The sequence below is a fragment of the Amphritea sp. genome, from assembly GCF_048266285.1.
GTDB lineage: Bacteria > Pseudomonadota > Gammaproteobacteria > Pseudomonadales > Balneatricaceae > Amphritea.
The window spans coordinates 97,573-117,171 of record NZ_JBLWZV010000008.1 but is presented as its reverse complement, the minus strand read 5'-3'; the positions used below and the strand labels follow the sequence as shown (position 1 = coordinate 117,171).

The 19,599-nt window shown below is 49.4% G+C and carries 10 protein-coding genes; 9 read left to right on the top strand and 1 reads right to left on the bottom strand.

Annotated elements, in window-relative coordinates:
- Nucleotides 1-80 precede the first annotated feature (80 nt).
- Nucleotides 81-1,739 carry a 2-isopropylmalate synthase gene (leuA, locus tag ACN0T0_RS11365; RefSeq protein WP_417226131.1) on the top strand — a complete coding sequence of 553 codons (1,659 nt, stop codon included), beginning with the start codon at nucleotides 81-83 and terminating at the stop codon, nucleotides 1,737-1,739.
- Between the two features lie 353 nt (nucleotides 1,740-2,092).
- Nucleotides 2,093-3,724, top strand: coding sequence for an MFS transporter (locus tag ACN0T0_RS11360; RefSeq protein WP_417226130.1), 1,632 nt, complete (start codon nucleotides 2,093-2,095; stop codon nucleotides 3,722-3,724).
- 130 nt (nucleotides 3,725-3,854) lie between these two features.
- Here ACN0T0_RS11360 and ACN0T0_RS11355 read toward each other — a convergent pair whose 3' ends face one another.
- Nucleotides 3,855-5,153: a DEAD/DEAH box helicase gene (locus tag ACN0T0_RS11355; RefSeq protein ID WP_417226128.1), complete on the bottom strand. Its 1,299-nt coding sequence runs from the start codon at nucleotides 5,151-5,153 to the stop codon at nucleotides 3,855-3,857.
- A gap of 279 nt (nucleotides 5,154-5,432) precedes the next feature.
- On the opposite strand from ACN0T0_RS11355, the gene rapA reads away from it, so the two are divergent.
- The 7 genes from rapA (at nucleotide 5,433) to ACN0T0_RS11320 (ending at nucleotide 19,598) form a co-directional block, all read left to right on the top strand.
- Nucleotides 5,433-8,306: an RNA polymerase-associated protein RapA gene (gene rapA / locus ACN0T0_RS11350; RefSeq protein WP_417226126.1), complete on the top strand. Its 2,874-nt coding sequence runs from the start codon at nucleotides 5,433-5,435 to the stop codon at nucleotides 8,304-8,306.
- Nucleotides 8,307-8,360: 54 nt separating this feature from the next.
- A complete protein-coding gene (locus ACN0T0_RS11345) occupies nucleotides 8,361-9,689 on the top strand; it encodes a DEAD/DEAH box helicase (protein ID WP_417226124.1) in 1,329 nt (442 codons plus the stop codon).
- A gap of 509 nt (nucleotides 9,690-10,198) precedes the next feature.
- The gene (locus ACN0T0_RS11340) at nucleotides 10,199-13,225 is read left to right on the top strand and encodes an EAL domain-containing protein (RefSeq protein WP_417226122.1); all 3,027 of its coding nucleotides are present in this window, start codon (nucleotides 10,199-10,201) and stop codon (nucleotides 13,223-13,225) included.
- Between the two features lie 213 nt (nucleotides 13,226-13,438).
- Nucleotides 13,439-13,816, top strand: a complete 378-nt coding sequence (locus ACN0T0_RS11335; RefSeq protein WP_417226121.1) for a copper-binding protein — start codon at nucleotides 13,439-13,441, stop codon at nucleotides 13,814-13,816.
- Nucleotides 13,817-13,910: 94 nt separating this feature from the next.
- Entirely contained in the window at nucleotides 13,911-16,064 is a 2,154-nt protein-coding gene (gene nosR, locus ACN0T0_RS11330; protein WP_417226120.1) for a transcriptional regulator NosR, read from the top strand.
- Nucleotides 16,065-16,154: 90 nt separating this feature from the next.
- On the top strand, nucleotides 16,155-18,062 hold the full coding sequence (gene nosZ, locus ACN0T0_RS11325; protein ID WP_417226118.1) for a TAT-dependent nitrous-oxide reductase: 1,908 nt from the start codon (nucleotides 16,155-16,157) through the stop codon (nucleotides 18,060-18,062).
- A gap of 192 nt (nucleotides 18,063-18,254) precedes the next feature.
- Entirely contained in the window at nucleotides 18,255-19,598 is a 1,344-nt protein-coding gene (locus ACN0T0_RS11320; RefSeq protein WP_417226116.1) for a nitrous oxide reductase family maturation protein NosD, read from the top strand.
- Nucleotide 19,599: the final 1 nt, after the last annotated feature.

Genomic DNA, 19,599 nt, shown 5'->3' with positions numbered 1-19,599 from the left:
TAGAGAGAGCCGCGCTTAACCGGCGACAATCATTTAGAAACCCTATTCTGCCGCAGGCAGAGATTTAGCAGGACGAGACTATGTTCGATCATCGTAAATACAAAGCATTTGAACCGATCCGTTTGACTGACCGTACTTGGCCGGACAATACGCTCACGCAGGCACCTGATTGGTGTAGTGTTGATCTACGGGACGGTAATCAGGCGCTCGTAAATCCGATGAGTGTTGAGCAGAAAACGCGCCTGTTCGACCTGCTGGTGAAACTGGGTTTTAAAGAGATTGAGGTGGGATTTCCATCGGCCTCGAAGCCCGACTTTGATTTTGTGCGTAAATTGGTGGACGAACAGCGGATTCCCGATGATGTCACCATTCAGGTGCTGACACAGGCACGGGAAGAGCTGATTGAACGTACTTATGAAGCGATGGCCGGGGTGAAAAAAGCGGTTATCCATGTGTATAACTCCACCTCAACGGTGCAGCGAGAACAGGTGTTTGGTCAGTCTCGAGACGGGATCAAGGCCATTGCCGTACAGGGCGCCAAATGGGTGCAGCAGTATGCACAGCAGCACCCCAATACTGAATGGTCGTTCCAGTACTCGCCGGAAAGCTTTAGTGGTACTGAGATGGATTATGCCATTGAGGTCTGTGATGCCGTCATTGAGCAGTGGCAGCCACAGAGCGGCCGCGACATTATTATTAATTTGCCGGCAACCGTGGAAATGTCCACGCCGAACCGCTTTGCCGATCAGGTTGAATATTTCTGCCGCAACTTAGTCAATCGCCAGTACGTGCGTATTAGCCTGCATACCCATAATGATCGTGGTTGTGCGGTGGCTGCAGCAGAGCTTGGCTTGCTGGCGGGGGCTGACCGTATCGAAGGCACATTGATGGGTAATGGTGAGCGTACCGGTAATATGGATGTTATCACCATGGGAATGAACCTGTATTCTCAGGGGATAGATCCAAAGCTGGATTTCTCTAATATTATGGAGATTAATGTGGTGGTGGAAAGCTGCACCGGTATTCCAGTCGGCGGGCGTCACCCATGGGCAGGGGAACTGGTCTATACCGCTTTCTCCGGTAGCCATCAGGACGCGATTCGCAAGTCGGTTAACTATCACACCGAGCATGAAAAGCAGCATTGGGATGTGGCTTATCTGCCGATCGATCCCCGTGATATTGGCCGCGAATATGAGGAGATTGTACGCATCAACTCGCAGAGTGGTAAAGGCGGCGTGGCACTGGTGTTAGAGCGGGACTATGCGATTAGTCTGCCAAAATGGATGCACTCTCCTCTGAGCCGCGTGGTTCAAGGGGCGGCAGAGCAAAGTGGCGTGGAAGTATCGCCGAGTAATATTAAGCGTTTGTTTGATGAGCAGTTTATTGCGGTGCCGAGTCAGTGGCAGTTAGATGATTATGATCTGCACACCGAAGGTCACCATGTGAGTGCCCACTTCCGTATCGGCGAAGTGCATTTTGATGGGCAAGGTGCCGGTGCACTTGAAGCACTGTGTTGCGCCCTGAAGCAAGGCTTCAACTGCGACATTGAGGTCATTAACTTTGACCAGCACGCTATCAGCGGCGGCACTGATGCGAAGGCGCAGGCTTCGATTGAGGTACAGATTAACGGCACGGACTATTATGCCGTGGCCGTGGCGGGTGATACCTCGGCCGCGACCTTGCAAGCAATGTTGACCGCCTTTAGCCGTACCGAGCTTGAAGTAACTCAAGCTGCTTAATGTGATCTATAAACAAAACCCGGTTCACTGCCGGGTTTTGTTTATGTTTAAGTTTTCGTTAATATTCTAAATTGCTGTTGAACCTAGACGGCGTCACTATTCTCCGTTCTATTATTCCTCATTTTACTTCTATTTCTTCTGCTATTTATTTCATATGCTGAGCTGGTGGTTGAGAGGCCACAGTTGCGGAGAGCGATTTGCTGAAAGAATTTTAACCCGGTATGGTTTCATTTAAGTGGCATGGGAATATCAACGGCCGTGCAAGACAAAGACGCCAATGAATCGGTGCGGATGAGACTGTGTTTAGGGCATTGGCTATTCGTTAGGGTTTATTTCAATGGGTTAACAGACTAATGCAAACTAATATTTTGCTTCGTATTCAGCCAATTTTGTTTGCTATTTTTGCCATGGCGGTAAGCCATAATCTATTTTTCGTGATGCTGCCGATACGCCTTAAAGAGGGCGGCTTCGCCTCGTCGGATATTGGCATGGCCATGAGTATGTTCGCGGTTGGCGCGATTATGGCCGGTTTGTTTGGCTCAAGAGCGGTGCTCAGGGCGGGACATATTCGCGCGTTTGCCTCGATGGCGGCGATGCTGGCGATTGTGTCAGTGTGCCACAGCTATTTTATTAATATCTGGATTACCGGTGGGTTGCGGATGGTGGCAGGCTTCTGCTTTGTCACTAGTTTTATTACTTTGGAAAGTTGGCTGAATGTACTGAGTGATAAACGCAACCGAGGCACGGTGTTTGGTACTTATCAGATCTGTTTTGCGATTGGCTTTGGTTCTGCGCCGTTTCTCTTTAGTTTATCCAATGAACAGGATCCCCGCTTATTTGGGTTGATCGGCGTATTTCTCTGTGTCTCGTTAATTATTATGTCGATGAGTCGGTTGCCGTTGCCCGAGTTGCCGAGCCGTCCGCGCCCCATGTCACCTAGAGCGTTATGGCACTACTCTCCCTCGGGAACTCTATCTTGTTTCTGTGCTGGTTTAATCAGTGCCGCCAGTGTCTCATTAATCTCCCTGTATGCTTATGACCATGGGATCACCGGTATCTGGTTATCACTGGTGTTGGGTTCCTATCAATTGGGCGGATTGTTAACCCAGTACCCGGTGGGGTGGCTGGCGGATCGTTATGATAAACGTATCGTCGCCGCAGGCCTGATGGGCATGGGGGTTTTTAGTAACTTACTGATTATCGCCGAAAGCTTTATACCGATGCCGATCGAGGTGTTAGTGGTACTCTTTTTGTTATCCGGTGGTTCAGGCGTGGCATTGTTCCCGTTAGCGGTGACTCAGGTGTTCGATCATATTGACCTCAAAGATGCGATGTCGGCCACCAGTATGATGCAAATCCTGTTAGGCTGTGGCGGTATCTTGGGCCCTATTATTGCTGGCTTTCTGATGACCGAGTTTGATGCTATCTGGCTGTACTATTATTTGGTTGCTGTACATCTGTTTGTAGTGGTGTTCCTGTTAATTCGTAAGCTCTATGTACGCACCGAAACACTCGAGGCCAGTGCGAAATATCAGGTCAGCATGCAGGGCACCTCAGTAGGGTCTGGGGTGCTGGAATCTCAGTTGAGCTACAATCTAGCTGAAATTGGCGACCCGGAACTGAAGCTGCTGCTAGTGGCGTTGGGGCAATACCCAAAAGATCCCGATATTTTGATCAGTACGGCGTTGGAAGGTTCTTCCTTGAAACCTCAGGATGTCGCTATCCATATGGTCTTGGCGCTGCCTAAAGGCTCTGGGGAATTGATAAAACGCTTAGTGCTGTTATTTCCTGATGATCGATTGGCTATTGCCTATTCATTGCGTGATCTGTTTATTCTGCGCAAGGAACGGATCAACGCTATGTTGTTGGAAGCCTTGGTTGACGGTGCGGATGACGCCGAGCGCACCGAGATTGATTCGATGATGGCGCATATTCTTCGTGAATTGAATGAAGAGGATGAGCAGTTAAGCGCAAGCTCGGTTTAAGTTCTGCGGGTGTAAATTGAATTCGTCTAAGAGGTCGGTGAGTAATCGCTAGAAACAGCAAAGCCACCGACGAGGTGGCTTTGTGGTCAGTTATTGGTCTGCCGACTTATCGGTCGCTCAAACCGAGTGCTTAAGATTTAGGTTTTTTCGGCCCGCGTCCCACCCGTTTCTTGGGTGATTTCTTCTGCGAAGCAGCCTTTTTAGCGGCGGCTTTGGCAACCGCTTTTTTGTTCTTCACTTTAGGTTTTTTCGGTTTTGCTTTGCCACTGCCCTTGCCGGGTTCTGGATTTTTTGGTGCGAGGCCGGGGAAGGTTGCCCTCGCTAGTTTATCGCCAATAAAGCGTTCGATCTTACCCAGTGTTGGCCAATCTAACGGTTCAACAATCGACCAGACGGTGCCTTTGGCGCCATCGCGGCCAGAACGGCCTGCACGGTGCACATAGCTATCGGCCTTCATTGGCAGATAGAGGTTGATGACATGGGTCAGGTCGGGCAGATCTAAGCCGCGGCCCACCACATCGGTGGCGATGATCAGTTTGATCCGCCCACGACGCATCTCTTTAATCCGTTGAGTCCGTTCACTCTGACGCATATCACCGTGCAGGCCATAGCAAAGCATGCCGGCATTGCGGATGATATTGACCCAGTGTTCGACTTGCTTACGGCTGTTGACGAAGATAATGCCCTGTTTGAGTTCTGGTTGGTGGATCAAGGCTTTGAGCAAGTACTCTTTATGTTGCTCATTATCTGCGCGGTAGATCGTTTGCTCGATATTTGTTGGGATTTGCCGAGGTTGTTCAACGGCGACAATCTGCGAATCTTCATTAAGCAGGTCGGTGGCGAATTGTTGAATCTTTTCGCCCTCAAGAGTGGCCGAAAACATCAATGTTTGACGTTCTAGCGGCAGCACATCGGCAATCTGTTTGATATCGTGGATAAAGCCTAGGTCGAGCATCCGATCGGCTTCATCGATAATCAGCATATCCACTGTCGATAGATCCAGCCATTCCTGAGCATTGAGCTCGAGTAGGCGTCCGGGGGTGGCGATCATAATATCGATGGGTTCAGCCAGCATCCCTTTTTGCATACCAAAGGGTACGCCACCGACAATCAAACAGCTTTTGATACGGTTGGTTTGGGTTTGTAGCTGGATCACCTGATAGATCTGTTTTGCTAGTTCCCGAGTCGGAGCTAGAATCAATATCTGTGGTGCGCTACTGCGATCTTGCTCACTATCAAATACTTTCTGTAGCGCAGGCAAGACAAAGGCTAGGGTTTTACCTGTACCGGTGGGGGCTGACGCCAGCAGATCAAAACCTTCCAGTGCCACAGGGATTGCCTGTTGCTGGATTGGACGGGGGCTGAGAAAGTTGTTGTCAGCCAGAGGGCCCAGAATTTCAAGATCCAGGTTTAGGTCGATAAAGAACATCGAGGAGTACTCACAGAATTAAAGGCGCAAGCATACCTTATTTTTGCCAATCCGGATATTTGGCATAAGGGTGAATACTGACTTTATGGGCACTATTTGATGAATTTTTTCCGATATTTGCCAGTGATTGAGATTGCGCCTTGAGGTAGGCCTTCACAACGCCTATCATTCCGCGCTGACCGGTTATAATGGGTGCGGGTGTCGAGATGAGTGTTGATATTTCCGCTGGCGCCACTTAACGGGTGTTGTTTCTATCGAATTCTGTTTGAGAGCTGTCTTTTGTCTGAATTTATTCCCGGCCAACGCTGGATCAGTAATACCGAATCAAATCTGGGGCTGGGGTTGGTAACCAGCGTATCAAATCGTCGTGTTGAAATGTTATTTCCAGCGGTTGAAGAGGAGCGAACCTACGCGGTTGATAACGCGCCTCTGAGTCGCGTGGTGTATCCGGTTGGAGAGCAGGTACGTAATGCCGCCGGTGTTAAAGTCACCATTACTGCGCAACAAGAGCTGAATGGCTATATGGTCTATCAGGCTGAAGATGCGCAGGGCGAAGTGCTGGTATTGGAAGAGCGCGATCTCGATAGCGCAGTACATTTCAGTAAACCCCATGACCGTCTGTTTGCTGGACAGGTTGATAAGCTTTCACAGTTTAGGTTGCGGGTTGAAACCCTCAAGAATCAATTTAATCATCTGCAATCTGAGAGCTATGGTTTACTCGGTCCTCGAGTACAACTATTACCCCATCAGTTGTATATCGCCCATCAGGTCGCCCAGCGTTTTGCGCCGCGGGTGTTACTGGCCGATGAAGTGGGCTTGGGTAAAACCATTGAAGCCGGGCTTATCCTGCATCAGCAGTTGATTAGCGGCAAAGCCTCCCGGGCGTTGATCGTGGTGCCCGATAGTCTGGTGCATCAATGGTTGGTGGAGATGCTACGCCGCTTTAACCTGCGTTTTACCATTTTAGATGAGTTGCGCTGTGAAGCACTGGAGCTATCGGACGAGGGTGTTAACCCGTTTGAAACGGCTCAGTTGGTACTCTGTAACCTCTCGTTCCTAAAATCGAGCCCTGACCGCTTAGTACAGGCGTTGGATGCTGGCTGGGATATGCTGGTGGTGGATGAAGCCCATCACTTGGTTTGGTCGGAAGAGGAATCGAGCCCTGAATATATCTGTATTGAAGCGCTGGCTCGCGAAGTAAAAGGTTTGTTGCTGCTGACAGCAACCCCCGAACAACTGGGTGTGGATAGTCACTTTGCCCGTTTACGTCTGCTCGATCCGGATCGTTATTACAGCTTAGAACAGTTCCGCGCTGAAGAAGAAAGCTACCAGCCAGTTAGTCAGTTGGTGGCTCAGTTGCTGGCTGAAGATGCCCGCGAACAGCTTCAGGATGCCCCTGAGGTGTTTTCACAGTTACGTCACTATCTCGGTTATGAGGTGGCTCAACAGCTGCAAGATGAACTGTACAATGACTCCCTCGACCAAGCGATCCAAGATGCGGTAAATAACCTATTGGATCATCATGGCACCGGGCGGGTGCTGTTCCGTAATACCCGTGATGGCGTCAGCGGTTTCCCGAAACGGATACTGCACAGTTATCCGTTAGCGGAACCGGAATTCTATCTCGAAAGTGAGCGTCAGTTGATGGCGCAGGCTGATTTAGAAGAACGACTGCATCCCGAATTGATTTTGGCCGATCGTTGGTTAGAAGCGGACCCTCGGGTTGAGTGGTTGGTTAATTGGCTAAAAGAAAATCGAGATCAGAAAGCACTGGTGATTTGTGCTTTTGCGAACACCGCTAAATCTCTCGAAGCGCACCTGCGGCTGTATGAGGGTATTCGCTCATCGGTGTTCCATGAAGGTATGAGTCTGGTTAATCGTGACCGTGCGGCGGCTTATTTTGCTGATGAAGATGATAGTGCTCAGGTGTTGATCTGTTCTGAAATTGGTAGTGAAGGACGTAACTTTCAGTTTGCCAGCCACTTGGTGTTGTTTGATTTACCACTTAATCCGGACCTGCTGGAACAGCGGATTGGTCGACTGGATCGGATTGGTCAGCGCAATGATGTTCAGATTCATGTGCCGCACTATGAGTTCAGCGCTCAATCGACGCTACTGGATTGGTTCCACCGGGGCTTGAACTGTTTTGAACGGGCTTGTCCGGTGGGGCAGGTGTTGTTTGATCAGTTCCTTGAACAACTGATTCCGGCGCTGTTCGATGAATATGATGAAGCAAATATCGAAGGGCTAATTGAGAGTACCCGAATTGAAGCCGACCGCCTGCTAGAGCAGTTACAGCAGGGGCGTGATCAGCTACTTGAACTAAACTCCTGTCAGCCTGAAAAAGCTCAAGCGATAGCTGAAAGTATGGAAGTCACCGGCAATAGTATTGAACTGAGCCGTTATATGGAGCGCATGTTCGATCAGTTCGGCGTCGAACAACAGGTGCACAGCAGTCAGAGTATTATTCTCAGCCCGGGCGAACATATGCACTATGAAAGTCTGCCGGGTTTGCCAGAGGATGGTATGACCGCAACCTATAGCCGTGCGCTGGCCCTAGGGCGGGAAGATATCCAGTTTATGACTTGGGAACATCCGTTGGTCTTGGGCACGATGGATATCGTGGTGAATGGTGATTTTGGTAATACGGCGGTTTGTTCGATCAAACTGCCGCCGTTGAAGCCTGGCACATTGCTGCTGGAAGCTATCTATACCCTGCATTGCGCCGCGCCGAAACCGTTGCAGGTACAGCGTTATCTGCCGCAGACCTTGAGTCGTATTGTGGTCGATACCAATGGCACTGATCTTAGTGCAATTCTTACCGAAGCACATATTAATAATCTGGCCGAACGGGTCGGACGTCGTCAGTCGGTCGAAATCGTTAAGCATACTCGCCCTGATGTCGATAAGATGGTGAATCGGGTTGAGGATATTGCAGCTACCCAGCTACCGGCGATGTTGCTTGAGGCGAAGCAAAATGTCGCGCGGGTGTTAGGCTCAGAGCAGGAACGCCTCACAGCATTGGCGGCGGTGAACCCTAATATTCGTCAGGAAGAGATCGAATACTTAGCTGAAAATAGGGCCGCACTGGAACATCATCTGGATAGCGCTTCACTGAAGCTTGATGCGATCCGTGTGATTGTAGCCACTTGATGTCTGCTAGTATTGCTAGTTATACAGATGAATTTAGCCTAACCGGAGCAGACTTTGTCCAACGCTGAAAACTTTACCGATCTGGGGCTCGACCCCCGGCTCAGCACGATTCTTGATCATCAGGGGATTACCGAGCCAACGGAGATTCAGGCACGGGCAGTGCCCACGGCGATTACTGGCCATGACCTGATTGCGTCTTCCAAAACCGGCTCCGGTAAAACACTGGCTTATCTGCTGCCGACGATGCAGCGGTTGATGCGTCAAAAGGCGCTGAGTAAAAAAGATCCGCGGGCGCTGATTCTGGCGCCCACCCGCGAACTGGCGAAGCAGGTTTATGCTCAACTGCGTAGCCTGATTAGTGGCACGACCTATAAAGCGGCATTGGTGCTGGGTGGTGAAAACTTCAACGATCAGGCGAAAGCCTTGGCGAAAAACCCCCATGTGGTGGTGGCTACCCCTGGTCGCTTAGTGAATCATCTGGATGAACGATCGCTGTTTTTGGATGGCCTCGAACTGTTAATTCTGGATGAAGCTGACCGGATGCTTGATTTAGGCTTTGCCGAACAGTTGAATCGGATCAACCAAACGGCCAGTCACCGTCTTCGTCAGACGCTGATGTTTTCTGCCACGCTAGAACACGCAGCAGTGAATAGCATGGCTAAAACCCTGCTCAAAGCGCCTAAACGGATCGCTATCGGTGCCGCGAATGCTGAACATGCGGATATTGAAAAGCGCTTTTATCTCGCGGATCACCTCGATCACAAGCAGGCTTTGCTTGAACGGATTCTGGAAACAGAAACCTATCAACAGGTGATTATTTTCACCGCGACCCGCACCGATACTGAGCGATTGTCGCAGCTGCTATCGGCTAAAGGGTTAAAAACGGCCGCTTTGAGTGGCGATATGAGCCAAACCGATCGTAACAAGATTATGGACAGTTTCAGCCGAGGGCAACAGCAGGTGTTGATTACCACGGATGTGGCGTCCCGTGGTCTCGATCTGCTGCAGGTCTCGCTGGTGATTAACTTTGATATGCCAAAACAGGCCGAAGAGTATGTTCATCGAATCGGGCGTACCGGCCGGGCTGGCGCGAAAGGGGTGGCTGTTTCGTTGGTCGGCCCGAAAGATTGGGATGCTTTTCGCCGGGTTGAAAGCTTTTTGCAACAGTCGGTCAACTTTAGCGAATTGGAAGGGCTGAAAGGTAAGTTTAAAGGCATTAAAGACGCTCCAGCGGCGAAGGCTAAGCCGGAGAAAGCACAGGCGGAACGTCGTCCCAAGCGGGTTGTTAAAGCACCGCAGGATCGTAAGAACCGCCGTCAGGCGAATCGACAGATTGTCTCTGACGATGGTATGGCGCCATTGAAAAAGAAAAAAACCGATTAGCGCAGCCCTGCGCTGATTTGGGGATACGAAAACCAGCCTTGTGCTGGTTTTTACGTTTACTGTCGACTGCTGTTATCGATTCTCCATCGATTATCATCCTGTCTAACCCTTTGCTTTATCTCTTTTTGCTGTTTGCGAGGGGTGTCGAACCTCCCAAATTGATGACTGATAGTTTTGTAATACATAACATCCCCTGCTAAAAAGACTGTAACCCGTGACCGATGAGGCGAGAAACCGTCGCGTTAATCTGTCCGTTCATCTCGCCTTTTAATCTGGCATGCAGTCGTGGGTTTGCCTTGATAGGAGGGCTGGTGGCTAGGTGTGTTGTCAGCCATAGTAAATCAGTGGGCTGATGTTACTCATTTTAAACAAAATAGATCTATGCTTAAGTTATCCGGTTGAGGGTTGAGTCACTAAGGTTGGTATTACCAGCCAGACAACATAAAAAATTTTTATCTGGTTTTAATTGGGCGCACTGAATGACATCGCCTTAGCTGCAGGAGATATGGATGCTCAGAATAGCCTCTTGGCTAGTACTTGCTTTAAGTCTTTTTGGGGCGTTTGCCTCAATGACATCCTATGCGGCTGAGCAACAAGGAACCGATGTCACTGTCTGGCGTCAACAACACCTTACTCCTGATGAGATCGTTTGGCTTGAACAGCATCCGCAGTTGAAAATGGGCATGGACCCTAAATTTGCGCCGTATGAGTGGATTGATAGTGATGGCCGCTATACCGGTATCGCCGCCGATTATTTTCGTCTGCTAGAACAGCGGTTAGGTATTGTTTTCATGCCGATGGCGGATAAACCGTTATGGAGTGAAGTACTTAAAAGCGCCCGTAACGGTGAATATGATCTGATCTCTTGTTTGGTTAAAACCGATAAGCGAGAGGTTTATCTGGACTTTACCGAGCCTTACCTAATCAGTGCGGCGGTGATTGTGGGGCGGCAGGGCCCCTATGTCGGGACATTGGATAAACTGAAGGGTGCCACCGTTGCCATTCATAAGGGCCACTTTACCAACGAGCTGCTGCGCCGAGATTACCCCGAGATCACGATCATTAATACGGCCACTATTGAGGGGGCGCTGAACATGGTGTCTGACGGCCGTGCGGATGCCTTTGTGGGCGATGCGACGGCGGCCAGCTATGTGATGAAAAAAGAAGCTATTTTGAACCTCAGTTTTTCCGGGCATACCGACTATAAGAGTGAGTATCGCGTTGGTGTGGCTAAGGGTAATCCGGTGCTGTTAGGCATTATTCAGAAAGCCTTGGATAGCATTACTGACCAAGAGCGTCAGCAGATACTGGATCATTGGAGTGGTCTTGAGTTTTCTCAGGGCGTTCCTGTGGCTCGGATTGTTAAAATCAGCGCGGTTGTGATGCTCGCGTTTCTATTTTTTATCTATTGGAATTTCCGGCTACGCCGTTCGGAAGCCGCGCATCGAGAGAGTGAACAACGGTTTAAAAGCTTGGTAGATAGTTCCGACGGGGTAGTTTGGGAAGCCGAGTGTAAGAACAATGATGTGACCTACATCAGCGACAATGTGGTTCGCTTGTTCGGTTATCCCATTGAAGATTGGATGCAGCCGGATTTTTGGACCAAGCGAATACATCCAGATGATTTAGAGTGGGTGCTTGAATACGGCGATAGTGAAACCGCGGCATTAAGGGATCATATGCTCGAATACCGCTTTTTTAATGCCAGCGGTGAAGTCGTTTGGATTCGAGATATGATTCGGCTGGTGATTGAAAAAGGTAAGCCTCGCTGGCGTCGCGGGCTGATGCTGGATATTACTCAGCAGAAGAAAGCCGAGTTATTGATGCAGGAAAGTGAATCCCGCTTTCGGGAGTTAATTGAGAGTCTGCCCGCGATAGCGGTGCAAGGTTATGATGAAGACCGCCGGGTGATCTATTGGAACGATGCCAGTGAAACCCTATACGGTTATACCAAAGAAGAAGCTAGAGGAAGGCGTTTAGAAGATCTTATTATTCCAGCAGAGATGCGCGAAGGGGTGGTCGAGTTTCATCGGGCTTGGCTACAAGAGGGTTTGCCGATCCCTGCGGCAGAGCTAGAGTTGTTGCGTAAAGATGGCTCGTCTGTGCCGGTTTTTTCCAGCCATGTGATGCTCACAGCGGCGGACTACAGTCAGAATATGTATTGTATTGATGTCAACTTGATCGAACAGAAACGTGCTCGGGCAGAGTTAACCCAAATGGCACACTATGATTCCTTGACCCACCTACCAAATCGCCGCACTTTCACTGATCGGCTACAGCAGATGATGAAAAGTGCTAAACGAGAAGGTGGACAAGTGGCGGTGATGATGATTGACCTCGATCGCTTTAAAGAGGTGAATGATACGCTCGGTCATGATTATGGTGATCTGCTATTACAGGAGGCCGCTAAGCGTTTGACCGACTGTGTTCGTGAAACCGATACGGTGGCGCGTTTAGGCGGCGATGAATTTTTGGTGATTCTGGGCAGCATTGGTGACGTGACCGTGGTTGAACGGGTCGCCAGAAAAATACTGTTACAGCTTAGCGAACCCTTCGACCTGAATGATAACCGAGCCTTTGTCTCAGCGAGTATCGGTATTACCCTGTATCCGGTGGATGCAATGACCCTTGAAGTGCTGATGAAAAATGCCGACCAAGCGATGTATGCCGCTAAAGCCGAGGGGCGTAATCGGTTACATTACTTTACCCCCGAGATGGAGGCCGCGGCACAGCGACGCAGCCGGATGCTGTCTGAGTTGCGTGAAGCGATTAATTTGCAGCAGATGGAAGTCTATTACCAGCCGATCATCGACCTGAGTAGCGGAAAAATTGTTAAAGCGGAGGCATTGCTACGTTGGAATCACCCTAAAGGTCAGATTCCACCGCTGGAGTTTATTCCACTGGCCGAAGAAACGGGGCTTATTGTTGAGATTGGTAACTGGGTATTTGCTGAAGTGGTGCGTCAGGTATCGGTGTGGAAGGCGCATTTTAATACTGATTTACAGGTGGGTATCAACACTTCTCCGGTGCAATATCAGGATGAAAATTGCTGTCAACCCGAGTGGTTTGGCAATATTTTAGGCAGCGGTTTGGCGAATGGTTTGAGTCCTGCCAATCTTTGTGTCGAAATTACTGAAAGCCTGCTGATGGAGGCAGGAAGCACGATCACCGATAAGTTGTTACAGTTTAGGGATCATGGAATCGAGGTCGCATTGGACGATTTTGGCACCGGTTATTCTTCCCTCGCTTACCTAAAAGAGTTCGATATCGATTACCTTAAAATCGATAAGAGCTTCGTCTCCAACCTCTCACCCGACTCGCAAGATCTGGTGCTCTGTGAGGCCATCATTGTCATGGCCCATACACTGGGCATTCGTGTCATTGCCGAAGGGGTCGAAACCGAACTGCAGAGACAGCTGCTGACGGCGATTGGATGTGACTTCTGTCAAGGTTATCTGTTTGGTCGTCCAATGCCTGCCAACGAGTTTTCCGCGCAATGGTTGGCGGTGTCGCATGATGCTAATGATCTCAACTAACCATAGGCGTTGTAACGTTAGCGTTTTAACGTAAAGTCTATGAGTGTCTTATATGCTTGGCTGCGAAAAGCATTCGCCGCTGTTTAGCGTTTTTTTTTCATTAATTATCGATGTTTTTTTTGGCTTGATCAATATCAAGTGAATAGGCGTACTACCTTGTTAGTATCGGGGTGTGACAAATTGTCGCACATGGACAGTGCCCGGGAGCCTGATATGACACTTATTGTTAAACACTCATTCACAACATTAGCCGCTCTATTCTTAGCATTGATGGTATCCCTCATGCTAAGCCCTCCGAGTCGTGCTGCTGATATGGCACAGCAGTCCGGGCACCAGCATGGCAACATGAATATGAATGCTATGGCCGATGAAGTGATCGCTGTTGGTATCGTTAAACGCATCTTACCCGAATCCAATCAGTTGATTGTGCAACACGAGCCTATCCCTGAGTGGATGATGTCAGCCATGCAGATGAAGTTTAATTTGGCTGATGGTTTGTCTGCTACCGCTGTTAAACCGGGTCAGCAGATTCGTTTTCGCTTGAAACAAGAGCATATGATGAGGTTTACGATCACTCAGTGGCTGCAGTAATCGCTATTCATCGTTAGCGGATTTAGCTAAAGCCGCCGATGTTACAGGTTGTTATTGATTCTGATTCACCTCGTTTGCCCGTGAGGATATAAAAGTGCGATTCATTGACCGTTTGTTCCCGCAATCAATTTTTTCATCGGTATTCCTATTCATCGCGATTGTTTTCTCATCGGTGGTTGGCGCGATGGTGCCGGTGAGCCAATCCCAATCGTTAGACTCGATTAAAGAGGTCTTTTCACAGGCAACCTCTGTGGGTGAAAAGCTGCCGGTGGCGGAAGGTAAAGCGCTGGCCTGGACCGTCTATAAGGGCGAAGACATACTCGGTTATGCTTTTGAAACCAATGATGTCGTCAAAATTCCAGCCTATTCAGGTAAGCCCGTTAATACGCTGGTCATGATGGATGTCGATGGCAAAATTCGCGGTACTCGCGTGCTAGAGCATCATGAGCCAATTCTGTTGGTGGGTATCCCCGAGTATAAATTATTTGATTTTGTCGCCGCCTATGTTGGCTTGAGTGTTAGCGATAAGGTGCGTGTGGGGGCCGGTAATAATAGCGACGTTATCAATGTTGATGTGATTTCCGGTGCCACAGTCACCGTGATGGTGGTGAATGAATCGATTATGCGTTCAGCCCGCCGTTTTGCTCAGGTTATGGGGTTGGCGGGTATGTCAGAGCAGGCGGCCACACCACCGGCGACAATAAAACCGGATCTATTTGCACCGGCCGATTGGCAAACGCTGACCGGAGATGGCTCTATCCGCCGGCTCATGTTGGTAGAAGCGGATATCGATAAAGCCTTTGAGGGCACCGCTGCGGCAACACAAGGCAAGCATGGCCCAGGTCGGCAACAGAAGATGTTTATCGACATGTTTTATGCCCCTCTGAATATCCCCTCAATTGGTCGTAACCTGCTGGGTGATGAGCAGTATAACTGGTTGATGGGGGAGTTAGAGGAGGGCGATCAGGCGCTGGCCGTGATGGGGGAAGGGCAATATTCCTTCAAAGGTAACGGTTATGTGCGCGGCGGTATTTTTGATCGGACTCAGCTACAGCAGGGCGGAAAGGTCATCAGTTTCCACGATACGGATTACTATCGCTTAGATGATGTCTATATTGAGGGCTTCCCCGGCTTTAGGGAGATGGCGATCTTTATTGTCCGTAATCAATATGATTTTGATCTTGGCACACCCTGGCAGCTTGAATTATTAGTGCGCCGTCAGGTCGGTGCGCTGGACAGTATTTTTACCAGCTTTCATGCAGATTATCTAACCCCCGAGAAATATCTCGACCGACCCGAACCGGTGGTAGAGCCTGAGCCTGAAGCGTTATGGGTCTCTATTTGGAAAGAGCGGGCCTTCCAGATTGCGGTGCTGTGTGTAGCGCTGGCTATTCTGTTTGTAGTGATCTTTATTCAAGACGTACTGGTACGTTATCCACGCTTGATGCACGGTATTCGCCGAGTGTATCTGGTGTTTACGGTGTTTTTTATTGGTTGGTATACCCTCGGTCAGTTATCGGTGGTGAATGTGTTTACCTTTGTGCATGCACTCAAAGACGACTTCCGCTGGGATCTGTTCCTGTTAGATCCGATGTTATTTATTCTCTGGGGCTTCGTTGCCATGACCATGTTGTTGTGGGGACGGGGGATCTTTTGTGGCTGGCTATGTCCGTTTGGCGCGCTGCAAGAGCTGATTAACGAAGTGGCACGACACTTTAAAGTGCGTCAGTTCGAGATTCCATTTGCGGTGCATGAACGGCTGTGGGCGTTGAAATATGTGATTTTATTAGGGTTATTTGCCGTGTCATTGGAATCTCTAGCAGAAGCCGAGCGCTATGCTGAGATTGAACCATTTAAAACGACCTTCCTGCTGAAGTTTCAGCGTGATTGGGGCTATGTGTTCTATGCCGTCTTCCTATTAGTAATCAACCTGTTTACTCGAAAAGTCTATTGCCGTTATGTCTGTCCACTGGGTGCTGCGTTAGCGATTCCTGCCCGGCTACGCCTGTTTGACTGGCTGAAGCGTCGGAAGGAGTGTGGCCAGCCCTGCAAGGTGTGTGCGAACGAGTGTGAGATTCAGGCAATCCATCCAGACGGTCATATTAATGCCAACGAATGCCACCAGTGTCTGGATTGCCAAGTGACCTACTACCGGGATGACAAATGTCCTCCTCTGGTGCTTAAAAAACGTAAGAAAGCAAAACAAGACGCCGCTTTAAGTGATATCCCTGTGGTGCAAATCCAGTGATGTCGATTGACGATCAGCTACGTGCTGGGCGCTTATCTTAAATCCAGTCCAGAAATGAATTCTGGCGTATATTGTGTGGAGATCAACACCATGATAGATCCAAAAGATACGAATCTTCCGACTATCGATACTGAAGATCCGCAGGCTTCAGAGCATGTGAAGCTAAGTCGTCGTTTGTTCCTTAGCGGCTCTGCTGCTCTGATGGGCGCCGGCGCGGTGGGGGCAACCATGGGTGGTGCTTTGATGCCATCGATGGCTCATGCGTCATCCGATACTCATCATTCGATCGGCCCGGGTGAACTGGATGAATACTATGGTTTCTGGAGTGGTGGCCACTCCGGTGAAGTCCGTATTCTGGGTTTGCCGTCGATGCGCGAACTGATGCGTATCCCGGTGTTTAATATTGACTGTGCAACCGGTTGGGGTTTGACCAACGAATCGAAAGCCATCCTCGGTGAAAATGCACCGCTCAATGGTGATGCCCACCATCCGCACATGTCGATGACCGATGGCCATTATGATGGTAAATATATCTTCATCAACGATAAAGCGAACACCCGTGTGGCGCGTATCCGCGGTGATATTATGAAGACCGATAAGATAACCACGGTGCCTAACTGTCAGGCTATTCACGGTTTACGAGTACAGAAAGCTCCCTACACGAAGTATATTTTTGCCAATGCGGAATTCCGTATTCCTCATCCTAACAATGGTCTGAATATGGATGATATCGAGGGCTATTACACCCTGTTTAACGGTATCAATGCGGAGACGATGGATGTCGATTGGCAGATCATTGTTGACGGCAACCTCGATAACACCGATGCGGACTATACCGGTAAGTATGCGTTCTCTACCTGTTATAACTCGGAAGGTGCGATTGACCTGCCAGGGTCCATGCGTAACGAACGTGACCATCTGGTTATCTTCAATATTGAACGTATCGAAGCGGCAATTAAAGCCGGTAAATTTACCACCCTGCCGGGCTCTGATGTTCCTGTGTTAGATGGTCGTAAAGGCTCTGAGATTACCCGATATGTGCCGGTGCCTAAAAACCCGCACGGTATTAATACTGCGCCCGGTGGCAAATACGCGGTTGCTAACGGTAAGCTATCACCGACTGTTACTGTCTTTGAACTGGCTAAGTTTGATGATCTGTTTAGCGACAAAATTAAGCCGCGTGATACGGTTGTCGCTGAAGTTGAGCTGGGTCTTGGGCCACTACATACGGCGTTTGATAACCGTGGGCATGGCTACACCACGCTGTTTATCGATAGCCAGATCTGTAAGTGGGATATCGAGAAAGCGATCCGTTTTTATAACGGTGAAAAAGTGAACTACATCGTACAAAAATTGGATGTTCATTATCAGCCGGGTCATAACCATACATCCATGGGTGAAACCCGTGATGTGGATGGTAAGTATCTGGTATCACTGCAAAAATTCTCTAAAGACCGATTCCTTAAGTGTGGACCGCTGCACCCAGAGAATGATCAGCTGATCGATATCTCCGGTGATGAGATGAAATTGATCCATGATGGCCCCGCTTATGCTGAGCCCCATGACTGTATTATTGTTCACCGCTCCAAAGTGAAGACCCGTAAGCTGTATGACCGTAAAGATGCGATGTTCGCAGCGACAGTTGCCATGGCGAAGAAAGATGGCGTCACGCTGGAAACTGACAGTAAAGTGATCCGTGACGGCAACAAAGTGCGGGTCTATATGACCTCGGTTGCACCGAACTATGGCCTCAACGAATTCAGTGTGAAGCAGGGCGATGAAGTGACGGTCATCATCACTAACCTGGATCAGATTGAGGATGTTAGTCACGGTTTCTGTATGGTAAACCACGGTGTGCAGATGGAGATCAGTCCACAGCAAACGGCTTCCATCACCTTTATTGCCGATAAACCTGGGGTGCACTGGTACTACTGCAACTGGTTCTGCCACGCGCTGCATATGGAGATGCGTGGTCGGATGTTGGTCTCTCCAGCATAAGCTAAACGGAATAGGCTATACGGCGAGATCATGGCCGTATAGCTGTTCTGTCTTTTCACTCGGCGTTAGGGTTGAGTGAAACTGCGTTTTAAGGCGCATTGTTTTGCCGCTTCTGTGGGCTCGATGGTTAATGCGAGTGCTGGCTGGGGGCGACAATAACTTAGCTCTGCGTTGTTCTTTAAGGAGTGGTGTATGGCTTTTCGTTCTGCCTGGATAGGGCTTGTATGCTTCCTTTTGGGGCTTTCAGCCCAGGCAGCGGTGATTAATGTAGCCCCGTCTGACAATCTGCAACAGTATTTAAATCAGGCCCAACCCGGTGATCAGCTAGTCTTAGCGGCCGGTATCTATCAGGGCAACTTCATTATTTCGCAACCGGTCGAACTCAGCAGTGAAGGAGGTGCCATCCTTGATGGTAATCAGAAGGGTCATGTGCTGAAAATTGATGCGGCCGGTAGCTATATTCATCATTTAAACATTCAAAATTGGGGTGTCGATCTGACCACCCTTGATGCGGGGGTGTTTGTCTCACGTGGCGCGACGGGTTCCCGGATTGAAAATAATCGCCTGCAAGGGGGCGGCTTTGGTATCTGGGTTGATGCCACGGCCGGAACACAGATCATCGGCAACAGCATCGAAGGTGATCTGACCATGCGTTCCTCTGACCGGGGCAATGGTATCCACCTCTATAATGTGACCGGCACGGTCGCTCGGGATAATGAGGTGTGGCACACCCGCGATGGTATCTATATTGATACCAGTAATAAGAATGAACTGGTGGGTAATTACCTGCACGATCTGCGCTATGGCGTGCACTATATGTACTCTTATCATAATCTGATTGAGAATAATGTGACCCGTAACACCCGTACGGGTTACGCGCTGATGCAGTCTAAATATCTGACGGTGATCGGTAACCGTTCTGAAAACGATGCTAACTATGGCATTTTGATGAACTACATTACCAATTCGGTGCTTAAGGATAATCAGGTCATCGGAGTACAGAACGCTCACAATCCCCATATGCAGCAGCAAACTAATTTAACCGGCCTCGAAGGCAAGGCGCTGTTTATTTACAACTCATTATTCAATGAGTTGCGTGGCAACTTGTTTGCCCAGAGTGATATCGGTATCCATTTAACCGCCGGTTCAGAACAGAACATCCTTAGTGGCAATGCTTTTGTGAGCAATAAAGAGCAGGTTAAGTATGTGGCCACCACCACGCAGGATTGGTCTGATGCTGGTGTCGGGAATTTCTGGAGTGATTATTTAGGCTGGGATATGGATAGCGATGGCATTGGCGATGTGGTGTATGAGCCGAATGACAGCGTTGATCAGTTGTTATGGAAATTCCCGTCGGCGAAATTGCTGCTTAACAGCCCGGCTGTGGAAACCCTGCGTTGGGTGCAGCGTCAGTTTCCAGTATTGAAATCCCCCGGGGTGTTAGATAGCCATCCATTAATGACGATTCCGGCTTCACTTGCTGCGCGTTCAGCTTTGGCGCCGGTGTTAAACCGCGAACAGTGGGTCGAAAATTGAT